This is a genomic window from Moraxella tetraodonis, from assembly GCF_022359095.1.
In the GTDB taxonomy this organism is placed as follows: Bacteria; Pseudomonadota; Gammaproteobacteria; order Pseudomonadales; family Moraxellaceae; genus Faucicola; species Faucicola tetraodonis.
In genome coordinates this window covers 1,577,257-1,600,097 of the sequence record NZ_JACSYB010000001.1, presented here as the reverse complement: position 1 = coordinate 1,600,097, position 22,841 = coordinate 1,577,257, and the positions used below count along the sequence as shown (strand labels likewise).

Annotated in this window: 17 protein-coding genes; 4 read left to right on the top strand and 13 right to left on the bottom strand. The window is 45.0% G+C overall.

The features are described 5' to 3' along the window. Positions 1-235: 235 nt before the first annotated feature. Positions 236-2,533 (top strand): DEAD/DEAH box helicase, encoded by a 2,298-nt coding sequence (locus tag H9W84_RS12195; RefSeq protein WP_420846650.1) that lies wholly within the window; start codon positions 236-238, stop codon positions 2,531-2,533. 117 nt (positions 2,534-2,650) lie between these two features. Here H9W84_RS12195 and H9W84_RS07035 read toward each other — a convergent pair whose 3' ends face one another. After that, entirely contained in the window at positions 2,651-3,667 is a 1,017-nt protein-coding gene (locus H9W84_RS07035; protein ID WP_239742679.1) for an alpha/beta hydrolase, read from the bottom strand. Between the two features lie 484 nt (positions 3,668-4,151). Between H9W84_RS07035 and H9W84_RS07030 the strand changes: the two genes are divergently transcribed. Continuing rightward, entirely contained in the window at positions 4,152-5,318 is a 1,167-nt protein-coding gene (locus tag H9W84_RS07030) for an MFS transporter (protein WP_239743715.1), read from the top strand. A 90-nt stretch (positions 5,319-5,408) separates the two neighbouring features. Here the strand turns inward: H9W84_RS07030 and H9W84_RS07025 are convergent, their stop codons facing one another. The 6 genes from H9W84_RS07025 to H9W84_RS07000 all read right to left on the bottom strand — a co-directional run bounded on the left by H9W84_RS07025 (position 5,409) and on the right by H9W84_RS07000 (position 12,379). Beyond that, positions 5,409-6,902, bottom strand: a complete 1,494-nt coding sequence (locus tag H9W84_RS07025) for an alanine/glycine:cation symporter family protein (protein ID WP_239742677.1) — start codon at positions 6,900-6,902, stop codon at positions 5,409-5,411. Positions 6,903-7,117: 215 nt separating this feature from the next. Beyond that, positions 7,118-7,816, bottom strand: a complete 699-nt coding sequence (locus H9W84_RS07020) for a VIT1/CCC1 transporter family protein (protein WP_239742675.1) — start codon at positions 7,814-7,816, stop codon at positions 7,118-7,120. A gap of 170 nt (positions 7,817-7,986) precedes the next feature. Beyond that, positions 7,987-9,549: a DUF3482 domain-containing protein gene (locus H9W84_RS07015; protein ID WP_239742673.1), complete on the bottom strand. Its 1,563-nt coding sequence runs from the start codon at positions 9,547-9,549 to the stop codon at positions 7,987-7,989. A 31-nt stretch (positions 9,550-9,580) separates the two neighbouring features. Beyond that, positions 9,581-10,138 (bottom strand): hypothetical protein, encoded by a 558-nt coding sequence (locus H9W84_RS07010; protein ID WP_239742671.1) that lies wholly within the window; start codon positions 10,136-10,138, stop codon positions 9,581-9,583. 2 nt (positions 10,139-10,140) lie between these two features. Continuing rightward, complete coding sequence (locus H9W84_RS07005; RefSeq protein WP_239742670.1) at positions 10,141-11,490, bottom strand: DUF2868 domain-containing protein; 1,350 nt, start codon at positions 11,488-11,490, stop codon at positions 10,141-10,143. A gap of 1 nt (position 11,491) precedes the next feature. After that, positions 11,492-12,379: an ATP-binding protein gene (locus tag H9W84_RS07000; protein ID WP_239742668.1), complete on the bottom strand. Its 888-nt coding sequence runs from the start codon at positions 12,377-12,379 to the stop codon at positions 11,492-11,494. A 215-nt stretch (positions 12,380-12,594) separates the two neighbouring features. Between H9W84_RS07000 and H9W84_RS06995 the strand changes: the two genes are divergently transcribed. Then, positions 12,595-14,979, top strand: a complete 2,385-nt coding sequence (locus H9W84_RS06995; RefSeq protein WP_239742666.1) for a hypothetical protein — start codon at positions 12,595-12,597, stop codon at positions 14,977-14,979. A 120-nt stretch (positions 14,980-15,099) separates the two neighbouring features. Here the strand turns inward: H9W84_RS06995 and H9W84_RS06990 are convergent, their stop codons facing one another. The 6 genes from H9W84_RS06990 to H9W84_RS06965 form a co-directional block, all read right to left on the bottom strand. Then, entirely contained in the window at positions 15,100-15,444 is a 345-nt protein-coding gene (locus tag H9W84_RS06990) for a YbeD family protein (protein WP_239742664.1), read from the bottom strand. Positions 15,445-15,671: 227 nt separating this feature from the next. Beyond that, positions 15,672-17,576: an RNA polymerase sigma factor RpoD gene (gene rpoD / locus H9W84_RS06985; RefSeq protein WP_076774107.1), complete on the bottom strand. Its 1,905-nt coding sequence runs from the start codon at positions 17,574-17,576 to the stop codon at positions 15,672-15,674. A 271-nt stretch (positions 17,577-17,847) separates the two neighbouring features. Then, on the bottom strand, positions 17,848-18,108 hold the full coding sequence (locus H9W84_RS06980; protein ID WP_007115706.1) for a 2Fe-2S iron-sulfur cluster-binding protein: 261 nt from the start codon (positions 18,106-18,108) through the stop codon (positions 17,848-17,850). Positions 18,109-18,148: 40 nt separating this feature from the next. Continuing rightward, positions 18,149-19,282 carry a class Ia ribonucleoside-diphosphate reductase subunit beta gene (gene nrdB, locus H9W84_RS06975; protein ID WP_239742662.1) on the bottom strand — a complete coding sequence of 378 codons (1,134 nt, stop codon included), beginning with the start codon at positions 19,280-19,282 and terminating at the stop codon, positions 18,149-18,151. Between the two features lie 318 nt (positions 19,283-19,600). Then, complete coding sequence (locus tag H9W84_RS06970) at positions 19,601-20,194, bottom strand: Dps family protein (protein WP_420846649.1); 594 nt, start codon at positions 20,192-20,194, stop codon at positions 19,601-19,603. Positions 20,195-20,455: 261 nt separating this feature from the next. Next, on the bottom strand, positions 20,456-21,142 hold the full coding sequence (locus H9W84_RS06965; protein WP_204155898.1) for a YcxB family protein: 687 nt from the start codon (positions 21,140-21,142) through the stop codon (positions 20,456-20,458). A 293-nt stretch (positions 21,143-21,435) separates the two neighbouring features. On the opposite strand from H9W84_RS06965, the gene serS reads away from it, so the two are divergent. Continuing rightward, positions 21,436-22,701, top strand: coding sequence for a serine--tRNA ligase (gene serS, locus H9W84_RS06960; protein WP_239742660.1), 1,266 nt, complete (start codon positions 21,436-21,438; stop codon positions 22,699-22,701). The last annotated feature ends 140 nt before the right edge of the window (positions 22,702-22,841 follow it).

The window sequence follows — 22,841 nt, the reverse complement described above, 5'->3', positions numbered from 1 at the left end:
GTCTGACAGTAGGTTTTGTCGCTATTTTTATAGTGAAAATAAGTCTTACAGACACGATTACAATGCTTTAAAGCGATTAACACGATATTTGTGATTAATGATAGCTGATAATTTTGTCTATTCATTTTGCTTATCCATTTTGAAAGTGCAGTCAGCTTGAGGGCTTTTGCTTGTTGCGTGTTTTCAATCAAGGTTACCACCGACACTTTGATTAACTTATTTTTTAAGGACTTACATGACTGATTTTAATTCAACCACAGATTTTGCTGATAACTCAATCGATAATTTTTTTAGCCATACTCATAGCCATAGCCAAGCCAACAGCAATCAGCCTACTGACAATACCCAAGTTGATGACACAGAAGCAACTGCGACAACGTCTGACGATGCTAACCCTAGCGAAAATGGTTTTACTGCACTAGGTCTTTCAGGTTCATTACTAAAAAGTATTGTCGCAACGGGTTATACCACACCAACGCCTATCCAAGCGCGCGCGATTCCTGCTGCATTAGCGGGTCGTGATTTGCTATTATCCGCACAAACAGGTAGTGGTAAAACGGCCGCGTTTGTATTACCAATTTTACATCAATTAAGTGAACTACAAGCCAAAGAAAAAGCGGCAGAAAAGACCGCAAGTGGCAAACGTGGTCGCCAACAGCCAAAAGTCGTACAAGCGTTGATTTTGACACCGACGCGTGAGCTGGCTAACCAAGTACAAGACAGTATCCGCAAATATGGCTCAGCCATGAAAGATTTGTACAGTGTGCCACTTGTGGGTGGTGCGGCATACAGTGGTCAAATTCGCGCGCTAAAAAAAGGCGTACAAATCATCGTGGCGACGCCGGGTCGTTTGCTAGATCATATCAATGCCCAGCGTGTAAATCTTTCTGATTTGACCATGTTGGTACTTGATGAAGCAGACCGTATGCTAGACATGGGTTTTGCCGATGACATCAATGCGATTTTGGAAGCCACACCCGCGCATCGCCAAACCATCATGTCATCTGCGACATGGGATGGTCCAGTCGGTAAAATCGCTGAAAGCTTTACCAAAGATCCTGAGCGTATCAACATCAAAGTTGAAACCGCACACATCGATGAAAAAGTGTACTTCTGTGACAACTTTGACCACAAAAATAAATTATTAGAGCACCTGATCTGTGACCCAGAGCGTGGTCAAGCGATTATCTTTACCGCGACCAAACGCAGTAGTGAAGAAGTCGCTGAGCGCCTACAACAATGGGAACACAAAGCCTGTTATCTACATGGTGACTTGCCACAAAGCAAACGTAATCGTATCGTCTCAGATCTACGCAGTGGCAAATTTGACATCGTGGTAGCAACAGACGTGGCTGCACGTGGTCTTGATTTACCTAATATTACCCATGTATTTAATTATGATTTACCGCGCCAAGTAGAAGATTATGTGCATCGTATCGGTCGCTCAGGTCGTGCCGGTCGTACTGGTATTGCCATCAACCTATGTAGCCGCGATGACCGTCGTCAATTTGGCAATATTGCCCGTTACCTAAAACGTGATATCAATGAAGCGCAAGTTGAAGGCTTAGAACCGCGTTTTGTGGAAAAATTTGAAGGTCGTGGTAAGCCTAATGGTCGTGATGGTCGCGGTCGTGGTCGCAGCGGCAGTGATAGCCGTGGCGGTCGTGATGACCGTGGCAGTCGCTCACAACGTTTTGGTGGTTCAAGCGAGAGACCTTCGAGCGAGCGTCGTTTTGCGGACAAGCCACGTTTTGACAACCAAGAACGCTATGGTAAATCAGCGAGCAACGATAGTTCGGCACGTTTTGAAAAACGTGAGCGTTTTGACAAAGGTCACCAAGGCAACAGCGATAGTCGTTTTGGGCGTGATGATGCGAGTGCGCCGCGTCGTCATCGTGATTCAGATAACCGTCATGGCAATAGTCAGGGCGATTTTCACCGCGCCGCTAAATCATCGGACAAACCAAATTTTGACCGTGATTCACGCCAAGGTAATCGTGAGCCTCGCCAAGGTGAGTATGCAGATCGTCGCCGCGATGATAACCGTAGCTTTAACAAAGATGGCTTTAAAGGCTATCAAGGTGATAAGCCACGTTACAACACTGACCGTAACAGCAGTGAGCGTCATGGCGAGCGTCCTAACCGCTTTGAAAAAAATGACCGGTTTGGTGACAAACCTTTTGCCAAAAAGACCGACCGCTCTAGCGAGTTTCGTGGTGATGACCGCGCTCGCAAGCCACGTCCAATCGTAGAAGAAACATTCGGTCAACCGCTTAAAAAACGTAGCGACAGACCGTATCCGGCAAAAGAGGGTCAACGTGCGGGTGATTCACGCTCAAATGGGTTTAAATCTGAGGGTTTCAAAAAATCAGACAAACCGTTTGCAGGTAAATCGTCAAGATCGGAAGGATTTAAGTCATCGTCTGACCGTTATGCTTCATCAAGCAAGCCATCCGCTAAACCGGCTGGTAAACAAGATGGTTGGGATGCGCCAAAACGTAGCCGCCGCAATAGCACAGGCAAACCGCTATAAGTTATAAGCAGTAAAAAAAAGCACCTAATTGGGTGCTTTTTTATTGGCTAGATTATTTTGGCTTGTCATCAGACTGGGCAAATTTTATCCGGCTGTGTAGGTGTTTGGGGCGTTTGGTTATTGGCAGAATTCGCCAACGGATTGATACAGTTGTTGGCATTGCTCAGGGCACAGATTTTCCATATTCAAAAATGCGTGCGGCATATCCGCAAAATGGACGAGTTGGGATGGCGCGCCTGCGTCTTTTAGTACGTCATGATAGCCGATATCTTCATCACGCAGCGGACAATAACCAGACGTTAGGTGCAGTGTCTTTGGGGCTTGATACGGCGAATGATGTAGTAGGGTAGCCATATCGGTCCAAAACGGTGAGCTCAGCTCACGGTCATCATATGCTGAAAAATAATTGTCAAAATACCAGCGGATTTTGCTGGATTCCAGTAAATAACCCGTGCCATTTTCCTCAATCGAGGGCTGTGACATGGTGTAGTCTAGACTGGCATAAATCAAAATTTGATGGGTGATAGCTAAGTCTGTGCTCACACGGTTGGCAAGCCAATCTTGCACCAAGGTGGCAGTAATCGCTCCGCCACCGCTATCACCCGCTATGATAAGCTTGCCGTTACAGGCATAACCGACTTGCTGTAGGGTCGCTGTTAAATAGGTTAAAATCGCGTGGGCGTCATCAATCGCGGCAGGGTAGCGGTTTTCCGGCGCAAGGCGATATTCGGGCGCTACCACCACACAGCCTGTCGCTTCAGCCAATTTTTTATAGAGTTTATCATACACAGTGACACTGCCTGTCATGCCACCACCACCATGAAAATACACCATTACCGGCACGTCAGCCGTTGCTTGTTCATTTGGCAGGGGGCAGTTGCTCGGTACAAATAGCCTAAGTGGTACGTTATAACCCCGAAAATTGCTTGGCGTTACCAGCACCGTATCGATGATTTTTGCCATGTTGGGTGCGTCAGTGACAAATGCAGTTGTCAAATTAGCTAACGCTTCACGTGCGTTGATGGCATTGGGCTTAACCCCTTGCGCTAACAGATACGGAACAATCACTTGATGCAGCTGTGTCAAATACGCTTGCATGGCAGCGGGCATTGGCTGTTTTAAATTCTCCGGCATAATTCAATCCTATTGATTTTAAGGTTAACTTCCACAATGTGCTAAATATTACTGCAATTTTGTCATAGCTGGATAGTCATGTTTTGAAAAATACGGATGTTTTGACAAACAGCCATGTGTTAAAAATATTACACGCTAGGGCGCCAAATTTGGTATTTAAGGGTTTTTAAATACCTTTAATTCACGTGATTGGTTTTGAAGATTACAGCTTAAGGTTAAACTTCTTTTAACAATAAATACCGCGCTTTAGTGCTAGTATAGGCATTTTTATGACTGGCACTACTCTGTAAAAAGGTCACCTATGACGTCTCAACCACAACATGCCACTGGGCATTTGGATTCTTCCAATCATTCCACTGATGCTAATACTAACACGCTAATATCCAGTAACTTAACTAGCCGCAATCCACCCCATAGCCAACCGCAAAATCAACCGCCTTCTCAACAACCGCCCTCTCAACAACCGAATGCCAAACCACCGACAATGCCACCCTCATTGATAGTCAAAATCATGATTGGCATGATTGGCGCGTTTGCATTTTTGCAGGTTTATTCGATTCAAGCGATTTTGCCGATTATGATGCAAGCGTTCTCAGCGACCGAAACGCAAGTGGGCATGACAGTTGGGGCGACGGTGATTGCCATTGCCATCATGTCACCGTTTATGGGGATGTTGTCTGATGCCGTGGGTCGTAAAAATATCATTGTGGCATCCATTGCCTTTATGGCAATACCCACGATGATGATTGGGCTGTCTGACTCACTCTCTAGCATCGTTATTTGGCGATTTATGCAAGGGTTGGCGGTACCTGGCATTACAGTGGTGACGATTGCCTATGTCGGGGAAGAGTACGCGGGCAAAGAGATGGCAAAAATGATGTCCTACTATGTCTCAGGTACAGTATTTGGGGGATTTTTAGGGCGCTTTATCTTGGGGCATTTAGAAGAGCTTATCGGCTGGGAAAAAGGCTTTTTGTTCATGGGCGTGTTAACGGTGTTAGGCGCTGGCTTGGTGGCTTGGTTATTACCGCGCTCACGTCATTTTCATGCCAACCCAAATTTTACATCGGCGCTGCACATGCTAAGTAAACATGTGCGCAACCGTTATGTGGTGACCGCAGGACTGCTTGGCGCGTGCGTGTTGTTTTCACTAGTAGGCTGTTTTACCTATGTCAATTTGCACTTGGCAGACGCACCCTATCATCTATCGAGTGCTGGGCTTGCCAATATTTTTGCGGTGTATTTGATTGGGGTCGTGGTCACACCGATTGCAAGTAGTTTAATTGCCAAATACGGTGCTGCCCGTATGGTGCGCGTGGCCTTGTTGATTTCGATGATGGGTGTGCTGATGACACTGGCTGCGCCTCTCTCTTTGGTGATTGTGGCGCTTGCGGTGATGTCAACTGGGGTATTTATTACCCAATCGGCGACCATTACTTATATCGCGGTGAATGTCAAAGAAGGGCGGTCGCTGGCGTCAGGTTTATATTATATGGCGTACTACATCGGTGGTAGTATCGGGGCGTGGGCGTGTGGTCTGGCATATGTACAAGGCAAATGGCTATATACAGTCTATACGCTGCTGGCTGTACAGGTCATCGCCTTACTGATTGCATTTTTTGGGCTAATTAAAATCCCAGTCAAAAGATAATCATTCATCACAAAAATAAACCCCAGTCAATGGGGCTTATTTTTTTTAACGGCTGTTAAGTGAAAGCATTAAAGCAGTCACATATTAAAATTAGGGTGCAAAGCGATCATGGTTGGGATGTTCACCAAATTCTTTACGGTACTTGGCTGAAATTTCATCCCAAACTGGCGCATTGTGTACGCCATTGGCGCGCGCATCATAGATAGGATCTTTGCCTTGTTTGATCTGTGCTTCATAATCGCGCAGTGCGGCAAATGCAGGTTTTTGCAAGAATAAGATACCAATGATGTTGAGCCAAGCCATCAAACCAACGCCCAAGTCACCCAGTGCCCATGCCAAGTCGGCGGTTTTTAAGCAGCTATAAATTACCACAAATAAAATCACTACTTTGAGTACAGGGATTGCCCAATTTAGTTTTACGGTACGAGTGAGATAACGGATATTGGTTTCTGCAATATAGTAGTACGCCATGATGGTGGTGAAGGCAAAGAAGAATAAAGCAACCGCCACAAACACTGCGCCAAAACCTGGCATGATGTTTTCCATCGCAGTTTGCACGTAACCTGGACCTGCGGCAACGCCTCTAACACCTTGATACAAGAAGGCTTCTTTGTTGGCGGGGTCTTGTACATTGTACATACCAGTAATGATTAGCATGAAACCTGTCGCCGAACAAACAAATAACGTATCGACATACACTGAAAACGCTTGTACTAAGCCTTGTTTGGCTGGGTGTGACACCTCAGCGGCTGCCGATGGGTGAGGACCTGTACCTTGACCTGCTTCATTTGAGTAAACGCCACGTTTCACACCCCATTGGATGGCAAGACCCAACACAGCACCAAATGTAGAATCCATACCAAACGCAGAGCGGAAAATTAACGCTAGCACATCAGGTAATTGACCGATATGCATGATGATAATAACAATCGCCACGATGATATAGGCAAGTGCCATAAAAGGTACAATCAACTCAGCCGAGGAGGCAATACGCTTGACACCACCAAAGATGATAAAGCCAAGTAATGCCGCAATTACCGCGGCTGAAATACTAGGTGCGATACCCAGTGAATTGTTCATCGCTTCAGCAATCGAATTGGCCTGTACACCGGGTAACAATAAACCACAAGCGGCGATTGCCGATATCGCAAATAACACGGCGTACCATTTTTGCCCTAGTGCTTTTTCAAAATAATAGGCTGGACCACCGATAAAGAAGCCTTTATCATCACGTTCTTTATAAATCTGCGCAAGCGTTGATTCAACGAATGCGGTACTGGCACCCAAGAACGCTACCATCCACATCCAAAATAATGCACCAGGACCACCAAAAGTAATCGCCGTTGCGACACCGGCAATATTGCCTGTACCCACACGACCTGCGAGTGACATAGCGAGTGCTTGGAATGAAGACACACCCTGATCGGTGCTTTTGCCGTCCATCAGTAATCGAATCATGCGACCAAAATGGCGCACTTGTAAAAAACGACCACGAATTGAAAAATATAAACCAACCAATAAACATAGATAGATTAATGCGGGACTCCATACCCAATCATTAATCGCATTGACAAAATCTTGCATTACCTTATCTCCCACTACCGTAGAAAGCTAAAATCCCATAGGATTTTTGACTATTTGCCAACAGTTTAATTTATAGAAACGATAATCTATCACCCAATAAAAGTTTCTATAAACTTGCTGAATTATTACAGTTTCCTTATCTTATAAGAAAAAATTGGTTTTGCAAATGGTAATGATAAAAATTGGCGATAAATAATGCGAGAAAAAATGATTGACTAACTTGGTTTTACCCCAAACATATCGCCGATAAAGTGGGTAGTAACCAACGCGACAACGCCCCAAATGACCATCCGTACAATGGCAGGGAAAATTTTGGCACCCCCCAAATACGCCGATAACCACCCCAAAAATGCTAACCCTATCAAGGTCACTGTGCCCAAACCGCCGACCAAATATTGCTTTGGTAACAGCCAAATACACAGCACCGGTAGCAGCGCCCCTGTGATAAAGGATAAAGCCGACGCCACGGCTGCCTGTAGCGGATTGGCGGATGCGGTATCGGTAAGTCCAATTTCATCGCGTGCATGCGCTTCTAGGGCATTGTGAGCAGTGAGTGCTACCGCAACATCATGTGCCATAACAGGCGTTAAGCCGCGCTGAACATAAATATGCGTCAGTTCTTTTAGCTCGCGGTCTGAATTGTGCTCAAGTTCATAGACTTCTTTTGCCAAGTCGGCTTTTTCGGTGTCGGCTTGCGAAGAGACGGAGACATATTCGCCCGCTGCCATACTTATTGCGCCAGCAATCAGCGATGCCACCCCTGTCAACAGCAAGGTGTGACTGTCCACTCGCGCTGCCGCAACCCCCATCAATAGACTGGCAGTAGAAATCAAACCATCGTTGGCGCCGAGCACGGTTGCGCGTAGCCAGTTGTTGCGATTACTAAAATGCGGTTCATGATGTGCTGAATACATGGTATTGCCCTCAAAAACAAAAAATTGACATAGATTAAAAGATAGATTAAAAGGTAAAAATAACAAAATTAGCTTAATAAATTCTTATAATGGGCTTAACAAATTCCGATAGTTTTCAAAAGTCAGATAGTTTTCGGCCAGATTCTTTACCATGTTTGTACCCTAATAAATCAGCGTCTTAGTTGGCGTGATAGTTGCCAAGCTGCCTCATCACGCAGCTCATGCGACTGCTTGGCAGATACAGTGGCTTGTCTGCCTGTGTTAAGCGATGACCATTCGGGCTTACCACGCGCTTTTTTGAGCAAACTTGGCAATCTATCAACTGACCAAGGCGCGAGCGATTGGTTCGCCATGATGCTATCAGTCGCCGCATGACCACGATGGCGTAGCGCAGTCAGCAAATCCATCGCTCGAGTCGCCAGTAAGGTCAGGGTAGCAGGGTCTATGTGCAGCCGTTTGACGCCACTGATTTTGTCAGCAATCGCGCTGGTGTTTGACAGTAAGCCACCTGCCAAACCACCGAGCGCTGTACCCAGCCCCAGTGATGTGCCAAGGGTGGCGACATCGATACCCAGTCCAATAAGCGCGCCTGCCGCTGCACCGCCTGTGGTACGAATCCCATAACTGGCTAGTACCTCTTTATCAAACGGATCGCGGCGATATTCAGTCAGTTCAAGCGGTGTGGTGGTGACGGTATTGTCATAAAATTTATACAGGTTTAGCAGTTCATCTTGCATACTGCGTTCAGCTTGGCGTACTTTTTCTTGCATTTTTTGCAAGGTAGGTAGCGGATCATCCTCCTCATAAATGGTTTCAACAAAGGCGGCAACGTTTAATAAAAAATGCGCAATGATAATATTGGCATCATCGTACAAATTATCCCAGTCGGCTTTACGACGCTCAATCAGCTGTTTGATAATTTCTGGTTGTATCAGCATGGTTTCTAAGTTTTGCCACAGTTTGATTTCATCATCAAACTCAAACGCCACTGAGTCAAACCGCGTGGATACATGCAAGTTGCGACGCGCGAGCATCTGCTGCCACTCATTGATATTGCTATCTTGACCCTTGGTAAAGTTAAATACGGGCATCACGGGGATGGCTGACCATGACAGCACAGTTAACTCATCTTTATATTTGCCGAGCACAGGCTCACGCGCATCAATCACATAGACAGCCATGTCACTGGCAATCAGCTGACGAATGACCTTGGCTTCTTGGCTAAACTCGTCTTGCGCAGGTGCGCTTGCCAAAAATTGCTGTAACCGCTCCACACCGTCACGGCGGGCAGCGGTGTTGTCTTCTAACCAATCAAGTAGCCCTGACGCATCTTCTAGACCGGGCGTATCATACAGTGCCACCAAGCCTTGCCCCGTTTGGCTGTCATTGATCATGGCTTTTTCCACATGTCGGGTAGTGGCAGGCGCATTTTTGACTTCGCCAAAGTACATATCACGCAACAGGGTGCGTAGTAGCGAAGTTTTACCGGTATTGGTATGTCCTACCACCGCCAATTTTAACGCTTCATTCTCGCCAATGCTGATTTTGCGGCTTGGATAGGGGTTTTGTTCAGCTTGGGCTAATGGATGGTTGGGCGATTGCGTGGCGATGTCGGCGCTTGGATGGGTCGCGCTGTCAGTAACCGTCGTTGGCAAGGTGGTATTCGCTGGCAAATAATCTTTGGCTACATCAATTGTCAATTTTTCTTGGGTGGTTATGTCTTTGTTATCCATTATTTGTTAACCTTTATATATTCAGCGCGAGCTATTTTTGGCAAGTTCTTTTGGCAAGTTCTAAGGCATGGGTGACATGATTGAAGGCAGTTTGGGTCAGTGGATGTGCCAGCCAATCATCAAAACTATGCGCAACATCATCTATGTTTTCGCTACTATCTTCTGCCAGTTGGTCGTAATAATCCAAATAGCCTTCAGCAGTTAAAATCACCCAACCATCACTCACTGCGGATTTTTCTTCCATGGCTGTCAAAGATAGATAAAAGCCAAGCATATCAAGCATCAGCAAAATCGCGTCACTGGTGCTGTGTGGATAGCTCTCGCCCATAGCAAACATGATGTCATCGAGCGCATTTAGCGCCTGTTCGATATTAGCGGTCTGCCAAGTTTGCCTGTTTATGATGTCAAACAGGGCTTGATAGTGCGGTTTTTCACTGGCGAGTTCGTTGTCAAGCCAATCGGCTGGCAAATTTTGCACAAATTGACGCAGTAGATTTTGCACAAAAGCGCTTTGCGCTGCGAGCGTAAGCTGTGAAGCAGTTTGGGCAATGCTATTAATCACATCGGCATAGCTTGTCATGGCATTCATGGTTAATTTTCTCTTACTAAGGCAATCTGGCGTTCTGCCAACGCGGTTTCCCATTGTAGTTGACGGGCTTTGATGGTTTCAATTTCGCTCGGACTCGGCAGGTAGCCTTGATTAGCATCGAGCAGTTGCACAATCATACCGCCTTTTGCCGCGCTTGCGATATTATCGAGTTTTCGCAGGGTGCCACGGTCGGGGAGTGCGAGATTGGAGATACCGACGAGCACTTGAACAGGGTTTATTTGAAGGTAGGCAATCAGTTTTTCCAAGTCATCACGATCATCGATACGACCAAAGTTTTGCGCAGCCATACCAACAGTTTTGGCATACCATTGCGGGTTGGCTTGCGGGTATTCGAGCAACACGGCAAGTTTATTGGCTAGGCTGATTTGGGCAGTGGGTGCGATAGGTTTTTGCTCAGCAGGGCTGTCATCGGGGTCAATCACTTTGCGCTGCCAAAAATCGATAATTTTTTGATAATACGGCTGTTTGGTATCAAGCTTCATACGGCTTGAGCGCACCATCATCAGACAACATAGCCATGCGAGCAAACGTGGCACGATACCGTACATCAGTAGGCTACCGATTAATAACATCGCCCAGCGAAACGAAATCATCTGTGGCGTGGTTTCAGGATTCATCTGCGCGGTGATAATATCTTGTGCCGTTGGCGTAGGAAAACCTACCCAATGGGGCAGCCAAGACATCAGCTTGACCACTTCCACCACGTTGCTGTCTTGCAGTAAGGTTGATTCCCACACAAAATTATAATTTTTGACCAATAACAATAGAATTAATGACACCAGCATCCCCGATAGGCTGGCTAACCAAAACTGGTGGCTAATACGACTGACGTACCATTTGGTGCCAGCGTGATTGAGCTGATCTTGATACAGTTCAACCGCTGTTTGGGTAACAACATCTTTGCCACGCACTAGGGCTGCCGGGGTAAAAAAAGTACCAAAAAAACTGGGTTTATTGCGCGGTGAGAACAGCATCCAACCGAGCCAAACCAGCAAGATAATGGTATTAAACCCTAATAAACTGGCTAGCACATAAAAAAAGTTCACCACCTGCGCTTGCATCAACCCAAATAACGCGACAAAGCCCAAAATAAACCACAGGACGGTCAATCCCCAAATCACGCCATTGACGCGGGTGTCAATGGTGGTGAGTAGCTGCGCGAGTTTGCCGTCATTATCAATGCGTGTGGCACGGCGGCGCAATTTGGTCAGCGGTTCGCCCGACTCATGTTGCAGTTTTTCCGTGATAAGGATAGGGTCAGCGGCAAAAATATGCTGTTTTTCTTCCAGCCTGCGCACCAGCTCGGTCAGTTGGTCTTGGTTTGCGTACATGTTAATTTTCCAACCTTTTCATCCCAATAAAATACCGACTAAACTGATACGCCACGCGCCCAGAGCGTCCGCCACGCTCACTGGCAAAGCGCAAGGCAGCGGCTTTTGCTTCCTCATCAAAGGGCAAACTTGCTTGCGCCAAATAATGCGCACAAATATCCAAATATACAGGCTGGGTCATCGGATGGAACGACAGCCACAGCCCAAAGCGGTCAGACAACGACACGGTTTCATCAATTGTCTCATACGGATTGACTTCATCGGTTTGCCCATTATAAATGCTCACATTGTCTTTCATCAGTTGCGGTAGTAGATGACGGCGGTTACTGGTCGCATAGACCAGTAGTTTGTCTTGCTCACTATCTAGCGCGCCATCGAGCACGCTTTTTAGCGTGCGATAATTCTCATCTTGTCCATTGAACGCTAAGTCATCACAATACACCACATAATGACAGCCATGATTGGGCTGGGTTGTATGCAGGTCTCGTACTGCTTTGCGAATCGGCTCTAACATCACCAAATCATCTCGTGACACTTCGATAATACGAAGACCATCCGCTTTATATTGATTGAGCAATGCCCGAATGAGCGACGATTTTCCCGCCCCACGCGTGCCTGTCATGAGTACATGATTGGCAGGTAAGCCTGCTAAATATTGGCGCGTGTTTTGCATCAGTTTATTTTTTTGCCCATCAATGCCAAGCAAATCATCCAACGTCAATCGCAAATCTACGGTTAAAGGCACCAATTCACCACTGCCTGTGCGGCTATTGGATTGCCAGCGGTAGGCAAGCACGCTTGGGTCAAGTTGTATGGGCTTGGGCAGCTGTGCCTGTAAAAATTGGGAAAGTAAGTGTTCTAGGTTAGTGGGTAGAGTGAGTTGCGACATACAAGGGTTCTTCTGAGTGGTTTTTTAAATGAGTGGTTTTTAAGTGAGTGGTTTTTAAGCAATTTTGCGGTATTTAATCCGTATGATAGCAAAACTCCGTTAGATTACCCATTATCTTTGTAAACATTGCAGCATAACACTGGCTTTTTGTTTACAAAAAAAATCAATTCAGTTATAAAGATAGGATTTATGATAAAATTTGTTAAGGAAGATCAATGAATGCGCAACAAGCCATCGCCTTTAGTATCAAACCTCTCACTTTTGCTATTGTCATGCTGGGGATTCACGGCTGTGCCACGCAGCCTAGCGCGAGTCAGCCGCTGTCTCAACGTGTGTTGCAGGCCAACCAAAATTTGCTCAGTCGCCAAAGTTATGCTTATGACTATCGAGTCAATGTGGTGCGCCCGCACTTACGTAGCGCACAAGCGTTAGCTGCAAGCCCTAATCGTTTAAAACTTATCGGGCAGCTGAGCAAAGCACAGCACCTTGATGCTCGCCAACAAGCCTTGGTCACAGAAGGGGTCAATCACCAAACCCGTGAACAAAGCGAAGTGGGGCAAGTGATGGATATTTTAACCAAGCGCTTTGAGTTTGCCTCCACAGGTGTGGTAGATCTTCGCCGAGGGCAAATGTCAATCGTGCCTGAATTTCGCTATGTGCAGAACAATGCAGGGGCGTTTATTAAAGTGCCGCTTGCGGCTGATTTTGCGCGCTCCAAAGTATATGCTGACTTGTCGGGACTCTCTGAGTTTGCCACCGACCCGCAATATGATGGACGGTACATTGAGTATGACTATAGCAAACTGCTAAAAGATAAAAAGATAGATAAAAGAGCCTTATTCAAGGTATTTGAACAGATGTCACTGCTAAATGCCACCCTTGCCAAAGAAAGCGACTATCAGTCATTAGCTTTGACTAATGAAGATAAAGCCAAAGGTGTGAGCCAGCGCATTGGCTACCGCATTGGCTACAATCAAATGCTAGCGGAGTATTTGTTGTTCTTTCACGTCAATAAGCGCTACCTAAAATCATTCATCAATCCAGCCGATTTTGTCAAAGATGATGAACTAAAGCAGCTTAGTAGCCTTGCCGTTAGCCCAAGGTATCTGATGAAAAAAGCCTTTGACAGCCATGAGTTGGCAAGCGTTGAGGAAAAAGCGTATGAATCTGCCATGCGCCTGTATGAAGCCATTGACAAAATGCGCGCGCAATCAGATGACAGCGCTGCTGACCCAGCCAGTGCCGATGCTGCAGAGGCAATGGACAGTTTAGAGACTCAAACAGCCACTGACGATTCAACCACTGATGAGTCGACCAGTGACGAATTGGGTCAAACCGCAAAAGCGTTAGCAGCCTTTGACAAATACCAATCAGACAAATTGGTCAGTGCCGCTGCACTGGCAAAAATCATTGAGGCCAATCCGCAAGCCTTTAAAGCGCTGCAAGCTGAAATAAGCAAAGAGGCAAATAGCAGCTTTATCTCAATGGATGACGACATCCGTATCAGCTATGGACTCAACCGCCAAAATCAACTACTCAATGTGGTAGCAATGAGTGATTTGCCAGCATTTGAAAAAACCACGCCGACTACCAATCAGCCCAAGACCCAAATGCGCACAGTGGTTAATTTTTATGATTATGGCAAAGCCCGCGTCAATCCTGATATCTTCAACAAGGCAATCACTTGGCAACAAGCATCAAAAAATAACAATCTATGGGCGGCGACAAAACAATCCAAAGTCTTTGACAGTGATAAGAATTTAGAAGCTTTGTCCTATAGTTTGCTCAAACAAAACAAAGGGTTTGTTGAGACGTTTGTCACCCTTTATAGCTACCAGTTTGTGTTGCAAAAAGATGAAGCAAGCCTGGGTGAAATAGATATGGCGGCGCTAAACGCCGCTGCAACCAAACTTGCAAAAATACAAGCCGATAATTATGCAGTCATGAATACTGATAGCCGTCAGCAAGAAGCGGTTACAGACGCTGAAGCCTATGTCGATGATGAGCTTGCTGAACATATCGCAGGGATTGTTGATAAAACCTATCGCAATCAACAATATTTGCAACAAATTGCCAAACTTAAAGCGCAAGGCAAATCTGACGCCCAGATTTTTAGCCAGTTGTATCAAACTATCAGCGACAAACCCAGCGATGCAGAAAGTGCAGCTGCAGTGGCGGCGGAAGCTGCAGCCAAAGTAGATGTTGTTGAAGAAAGCAAAGAACAACAAGCATGTTCGCTGCTCTTGGACACAGATAAACTTGATAAAACATCACGCACCCGCCTTGCCAAAATCTGTGAAAAAATCGACAAAGCCACCGCCCAAGAACAGGCAGCCATCCAACAATCTGGCAGCGCTGATACTGCACCCGTCCGCATGACGGCTGCCGATATTGCCAAGCAAACGCAGGCGCGCGATAAGTTTAATCAACTACTGGGCGAAATCGCTATCGAAGACATGCAGACCCAAGCCAAGCATATCAGCCTATCTGATGAAGATGATGAGTTAATTGAAAAACTCAAACCTCATTTTGAGGCGAGCTATGATTTTAATTATGATGCCTACAAAGCTGCCTATCAGTTGTTACTTTTGAGCCAATAATCAGGCAAGCGTATCATCAACTGGTGATAACCCCTATAAAACAGATAAAAAAAGCGGGATAACTGATGTATCCCGCTTTTTGTACGTCAATCACTCGTGCCATTTTTAACCATGACAGTTTTATAATACGGTACGAATACTTGCCGCTTCATCGAGCATTTTATACAAACTATTGACTTGCTCGGCATCTGTCAAATACACATTAGCGCGTACTGAATGAAAACGACCGGTACGCGATGGATTAATAGTCAAACTTGCCAAATCAAATTCAGGAAATAAGCTACCCAAAATTAATTTTACTTCATCGAGTAGTGTCTCTTTGTGACCTTCATGACCGATGATACTTAACGGATAGTCCATCGGAAAATTCCACAATTCTGGATGCTGGATATCCGTAGGTTTCGCCGCTCGCGTACTACCTGCAGCAGCTTCCAAGTTATTAAGCGTAATTGTTTTATCGTTCATGGCATCACCTAAGGTTGTATAAATTTCTTTAGGGTCTAAATGAGGGTAAAACCGATAATTTCAAGACGTTGGGGTTTGGCGTGGAAAAAAGCGCCATTCATAAAACTATCCATAACCCATTCATAACCCAATTCATAAAAAGCCACATTTATAGAAAAATCACATTCACAAACCCGCCCATAAAAAAACCGAGAACATTGTCTCGGCTTTTTTGGAGGGAGATAACATTAATCATTCTCTAGGAATGAACGTAAATGTTCCGAGCGAGAAGGGTGGCGCAGTTTACGCAGCGCTTTGGCTTCAATCTGACGAATACGCTCACGGGTGACATCAAATTGTTTACCCACTTCTTCTAAGGTATGGTCGGTAGACATATCAATACCAAAACGCATTTTAAGCACTTTGGCTTCACGTTCGGTGAGGTTGGCCAACACTTCACGGGTAGCTTCTTTTAACCCTTGTGCTGTTGCTTCATCCACTGGGCTTGAGATGCTCGAATCCTCAATAAAATCACCCAAGTGACTGTCTTCATCATCCCCAATTGGGGTTTCCATTGAGATGGGCTCTTTGGCGATTTTGAGTACCTTACGGACTTTGACTTCGTCCATCTCTAAGCGTTCGCCCAATTCCTCAGGGGTAGGCTCACGTCCCATTTCTTGTAATAGCTGGCGCGATACACGGTTGATTTTATTGATGGTTTCAATCATGTGCACAGGGATACGGATGGTACGCGCTTGGTCAGCAATCGAGCGGGTGATGGCTTGGCGAATCCACCAAGTGGCATAGGTCGAGAATTTATAACCACGGCGATATTCAAATTTATCTACCGCTTTCATCAAGCCAATGTTACCTTCTTGAATCAAATCAAGGAACTGTAAGCCGCGGTTGGTGTATTTTTTAGCAATCGAGATGACCAGACGTAAGTTCGCCTCAACCATTTCTTTTTTGGCGCGGCGGGCTTTGGCTTCACCCACAGACATGTTACGTGCGACCACTTTCATTTGGTCGATGCTCATGCCAAGATTTTGCTCATGCTGCTGGATACGCCCTTGATACTGTAACACTTCGTCAAGTACCCGCTCTAACGTGTCGGCAAAGGCAGGTTTGCCTGCGATACGGTTAGGGAGCCAGTCAAGGTTGGTTTCATTATGCGGAAAGGTCTTGCGAAACTCATCTTTTGGCATTTTACCGCGGCGAATCACCAGTTTCATGATGTGACGTTCGTTTTTACGCACGTCTTCATACACCTCGCGCATCATATCCATGATATTGTCAGAGACGCGGCTATTGAGCTTAAATAGCATAAAGCAGTTGGCAAGCTCATTCATCGCCGCTTTGACGACGTCGCTATCACGGTCATGAGTGGCTAATAAATCTTTGACCTTGGTGAACAATTGCTCTAATTCTTCAAAGCGCAGACGCACTTCTTCAGGGTCAAGACCGCTCGCTTCTTCGGTATCGGCATCTTCACTGACTTCGCCATCGGCTTCTTCGATTTCATCGGCGTTTTCAGCTTCATCGTCGAGTTCATCCTCGGCTTTGTCGTCTTTGACTTTAGGTTTGATAATCGGTAACGCGATTTCCACCTCTTCGTCATCGGCAAGCGGGATGACATCAGCGGCTTCAGGGTCAAGAAAACCTGTAATAATATCAGAGACTTTCTTTTCACCTTCAAAGGTTTGGTGGTATTCATTAATGAGCATGGCAACCGTACCTGGCCAAAAGGTCATGGCATGTTGTACATCTCGAATACCATCTTCGATACGCTTAGCAATCGCAATCTCGCCTTCACGGGTGAGTAGGTCAACCGTACCCATCTCACGCATGTACATACGCACAGGGTCAGTGGTGCGACCTGGCTCAGATTCTACTGAGGCAAGTACCGCAGCGGCTTCATCGACAGCAATTTCGTCATCATCCGCATCATCGCTAAGCATAATGTCGTCTTCATCAGGCGCGGTCTCAAAAATCTTGATGCCAACGTCTGTGAGCATTTGAATAATATCATCAATTTGGTCACTTTCAGTTACCGATTCGGGGAGTTGGTCGTTAATCTCAGCATAGGTGAGATAACCTTGCTCTTTACCTAATTGAATCAGCGTGGCTAATTGAGAAGTTGAATGTTCGCTCATGAGGGCTCGCTTTGATATTGGTTAAAAAAATAAATAATGTAATAGCACGACAAATAAGCTAATGACTGTATTTCTTCATTTTTATCAAGGGATACACCCTGCAAATGACAGTCGAGGACTAAATAAAGATTTAGTATGATTAAAAAGCGGTAGTCAACCTATTATTATAACGGATTATATGAGGTTCGCGGGGAGAAAATTAAAGGCAAAGCGGGTAAGTTTTCGCTTTATGCGGCATTTCGCGCAGTTTTTGGCGGGTTATCTTGGTAAATCAATCAATATCAAGCTCGATTGCCCCTCTAACTTGACAACAGCAGGGTAGGATTTCGTCATCGTCTAACATCACCAGTGGCTCATTGATGTATTCGATACGGGTGTCATGGTGGCGACGGCGGTATTTGAGCTTACAAGTACCGCAATAACCTTCAAGGCATTGGTGATTGGCAGGGATTTTTGAGCGAAGCATGCCTTGTAGCAACGTCTCGGCGTCATGCAGATAAAACTGCGTGTTGTTGGTAAAAATCCATGCCATAATCGATTATATTGCCTAAATAAAATAAGCGTATGACGAATTACAATTCAAAATCATCAAACGCATCATCACTCAGCTCTGCGTCAATTTGACCGACTAAGTAAGAGGTGATTTCTGACTCTTGGGGCGCGACTTGCACGTTGTCTGAGGAGAGCCAAGCATTAATCCATGGAATTGGGTTGTTTTTAATCGCTCCAAAAATCGGCGGTAAGCCAATCGCATCCATACGTAGGTTAGTAATGTACTCGACGTATTGCACCAAGATATTTTCATTTAAGCCAATCATCGAGCCATCTTTAAACAAGTATTTTGCCCATGCTTTTTCTTGTTCAGCCGCGTCTTTGAAAATTTCAATGGCTTGCTGTTGGCAATCTTCGGCGATTTCTACCATGTCAGGGTCATCTTTGCCCGATTGCATCAAATTAATCATATGCTGGGTGCCGTTTAGATGAAGCGCTTCGTCACGGGCAATCATTTTGATGATTTTGGCATTACCTTCCATCAGTTTGCGCTCAGCAAAGGCAAATGAACAAGCAAACGACACATAAAAACGAATCGCTTCTAGCACATTGATAGCCACCAAGCATAGATACAATTTGGTTTTAAGCAGACGTAAATTGACCTCGACGGGTTTGCCATCAATGACATGACGACCTTCACCGTATAGGTTATATAGCTGAGATAGTTGATACAGCTCGTCATAAAACTTGGCAATCCCTGTCGCGCGCTCTAGGATAAAAGGATTGTCAACGATATCGTCGAATACTTTGCTTGGGTCATTGACCACGTTACGAATAATATGGGTATAGCTACGAGAATGGATGGTCTCAGAAAATGACCAAGTTTCAATCCAGGTTTCTAATTCAGGAATCGACACCAGCGGCAGTAGCACGGCATTGGGGCTACGACCTTGAATGGAATCAAGCAAGGTTTGGTACTTTAGGTTGCTTAAGAAGATATGTTGTTCATGCACTGACAAGTTGCTAAAATCCAAACGGTCTTTGGAGACGTCAATTTCTTCTGGACGCCAAAAAAACGACAATTGCTTTTCAATCAACTGCTCAAAAACAGGGAATTTTTGTTGGTCGTAACGTGCCACATTGACAGGCTGACCAAAAAACATCGGCTCAAGCAATGGGTCATTTTTGGTTTGGCAAAAGATGGAATATGACATAGCGGTGAATCTTCTTCAATCAAAGTTCAAGACAAGTGGCGTAGCAGTATCAGCTAACAAATGCTATCAGCTAACAAGTGCATTAACTGGCTAGTATGCTTGGCTATTATAGATAACAACATATAGAAATTGCAATCCACCCAAGGATTTGATTTTTAAGGATAAAATTCATAAGATATTGAAATATATAACTATTTTTATATCAAAAAATTAGTAATTAAATTCATTGACATTTGAAAATCTATATATTGTGTTTTTATTTTACTACGCAATAAAAAAGACGACTGTCAAAGCCGTCTTTTTGGTCAGATGGGACGATTAGCCAAGATAAGCATTGTACATCCACACCAATTTTTCTTGTTCTTGCACATAGGCAGTCAATTGGTCGGCAGTGCCTTGATCGTCATCTTCATCCGCTAGGTCAATGATTTCGCGTTCTTTAGCGATAGTCATGGTCAGACCTGTTAAAATACCTTTCACACACGCCACACCGTCAGAGACGTTTTTGTCTTCTTTGATACTTGAGATTTTTAAGAAATCGCTATAAGCATGTAGTGGTGTGCCTTGTAAGGTCAAAATGCGTTCAGCAATTTCATCAATCTGGGTTTGTAGCGCAGTATATAACTCTTCAAACTTCACATGAAGGGTAAAGAAATCTGAGCCACGCACGTTCCAGTGATAGCCACGCACATTGGTATAGAACACATGATAGTTGGCTAATAAGGTATTTAATTGCTCAACAATGGCGCTCATGTCTGCAGCGGCTAGACTGATATCGCGTGTTTTATTTGAGGCAGATTTGGAAGCGGTAGATTTGGGGGTAGTCACTTTTTCACCTGATTTATCGTTATTGTCTAATTGTTCTGAGTCTTGTTTGGTTGCTGATTGTTTTGTAGTGGCTTGTTTTGCCATGTTGTTATCTCCTAAAATGATGATTTTTATTTGTTTAGGACTTAATTGTAAGCCTAAACAATTTGTTATTAAAATTAATCGTTTTTATCAGTACGTTTAATTTTATCAATTAAAATGTACGGTATTACCCTAAAAATAATATCAAACATTTGGCGCAGCTGTGTGCAAATTTGGTAAATAGTTTTGCTTGCCGCCATAAAAAAACTGCAGTTTTTTGGCTGCAGTTTTTGTGGTCATCGATAATTAGTTATTGTCTTAATCTTAATTGTTTTCTGGGAAATATTTATCAGTCGGTTTGTCGGTTAGATCAAAACCTGGTTGTCCAATGTTTTGCTGTAAATGATGACGTAGGGTATCAATCGGGAATTTTTGGTTGGCAAGGCGTTTGGGCACGATTTGGCTGCCTTGTTGGCTTTCACCCGTTTTTGGATTTTTGACATCAAACATCATAAAGATATAGTCAGGCGTTTCTTGCCAGTTGGTGACACTATCCCATTTGATAACCGCTTGCTGCATACCGCTGCTACGTACCAAAGGCTGATTGTAGCCGCGTGGCATGGCGGGCATGTTGGGTGCAGGCATGGACATCACGACCCCGTGCTGCTGTACGCCAAGCTTGATTTGTTGCATCTCTGGCGGCATACTTTGGCTTGCCATTTGTTTTTCAAATTCTCGTTTGACATACCATTTAAGACCGTAAGTACGCGCCAGCAAATAAATCACCACACCCACGAGCATCAACCAAAAAATAATGGTGGAATAACCGTGCACAAAAATCAGACCTAAAATCGCTAGCACCACAATGACTGCCAAAATTGCCCAAGTTTTTGGGGTGATTTTGGTCAAAGTTTGGTTGTTGGCATCAAACAGCTGTAGCTGTGCTTGACGAAACTCGTCCTCAGTCAGATTCAAATCCACAGGTTGTAGGGTGTAAGGGTACAGAGCCATAAACAATTCACTCACTATCAAACGATAGTTACAAAACGATAAAAGAAGGCTTATCTTACCCAACCTTGACCCAAAAATAAACCTAACAACGCACTTTTTGATAAATTTTTGTTTTACCGCCAATGTAGCGAAGGGCGAACGCCGATAAGCGCATACCGATAAATCGTCAATTTGCCGTGTATTTCTAGTCGCTACCGTGAAAAATCGCTGCAATCTTGGTATCATACACGCTGATATCAACAGCCATTTTGCTGCTTTAACTCAAGTTTGAACAATTTAAGGAACTTATCGCCATGATCGACCCAAAATTACTGCGTACAGAACTAGACACGGTCGCCGAAAAACTTGCCAAACGCGGCTATGAGCTTGATAAAGCATTTTGGCAGCAAGTCGAAGAACAGCGTAAATCCATCCAAGTCAAAACCGAAGAATTACAAGCCAAAAAAAATGCGGGCGCCAAACAAGTCGGCTTGATGAAACGCAATGGCGAAAATACTGACGCCTTGATGGCAGAAATGGCAACCATCAGTAGCGAGATGAAACAAGCGGAAGACGCGCTCAAAGCCTTGCAAGATAAAATTCTAGCGGCAGCTTTAACCATCCCAAACTTGCCTGATGACAGCGTGCCGGCAGGTAAAGATGAAAACGACAATGTCGAAATGCGTCGATGGGGTGAGCCACGCCAATTTGATTTTGAGGTCAAAGACCATAGCGACTTGGGCGAAGATTTGGGGTTACTTGATTTTGAAATGGCGGCCAAACTGACTGGCTCAAGGTTTAGCGTGCTAAAAGGTCAACTCGCCAAACTCAACCGCGCCTTGATTGCCTTTATGCTTACTACCCATACCGACAAATACGGCTATACGGAAATGTATGTACCGTATATGGTCAATGCCGACAGCCTACTGGGTACAGGGCAGCTACCAAAGTTTGAAGAGGATTTGTTCAAATTGCGCGGTGAAAAAGAGTATTACCTAATTCCGACTTCAGAGGTGCCGCTTACCAACAGTGTGCGTGACAAAATCCTAGACCCTGAAGCCCTGCCCATCAAAGTGACTGCCCATACCCCCTGTTTTCGTAGTGAAGCGGGCAGTGCAGGGCGTGATACCCGCGGCTTGATTCGTCAGCACCAGTTTGAAAAAGTGGAAATGGTGCAAATCGTCCATCCTGAGACTTCAATGCAAGCCTTAGAGGACATGACAGGACAAGCGGAATATATCTTGCAGCAGCTTGGTTTGCCGTATCGGGTGATTGTGCTGTGTGGCGGTGATATGGGCTTTGGCGCGGTGAAAACCTATGACATCGAAGTGTGGCTACCTTCTCAGACTACCTACCGTGAAATCTCTAGCTGCTCAAACTGTGGCGACTTCCAAGCGCGCCGTATGCAAGCGCGTGTTAAAGACGGCAAAAAAACCGAGCTGGTGCATACGTTAAATGGCTCTGGTCTTGCGGTGGGTCGCACGTTGCTTGCGATTATGGAAAATTATCAAAATGCGGATGGTACGATTACGGTGCCTGAAGTGTTACGTCCGTATATGGGCGTTGATGTGATTGGTTAGTGGTAACAATGAAAAATAGCCAGTTGGTTGACTGGCTGTTTTTTTATTTAGATTTAAAAAATCGCTGAGAAAAGCAAAACGCTTCACCAGTTTTAGCCAAGTGGTTTTAAGAAAATACTGCGTGTTAACATGGCAAATTA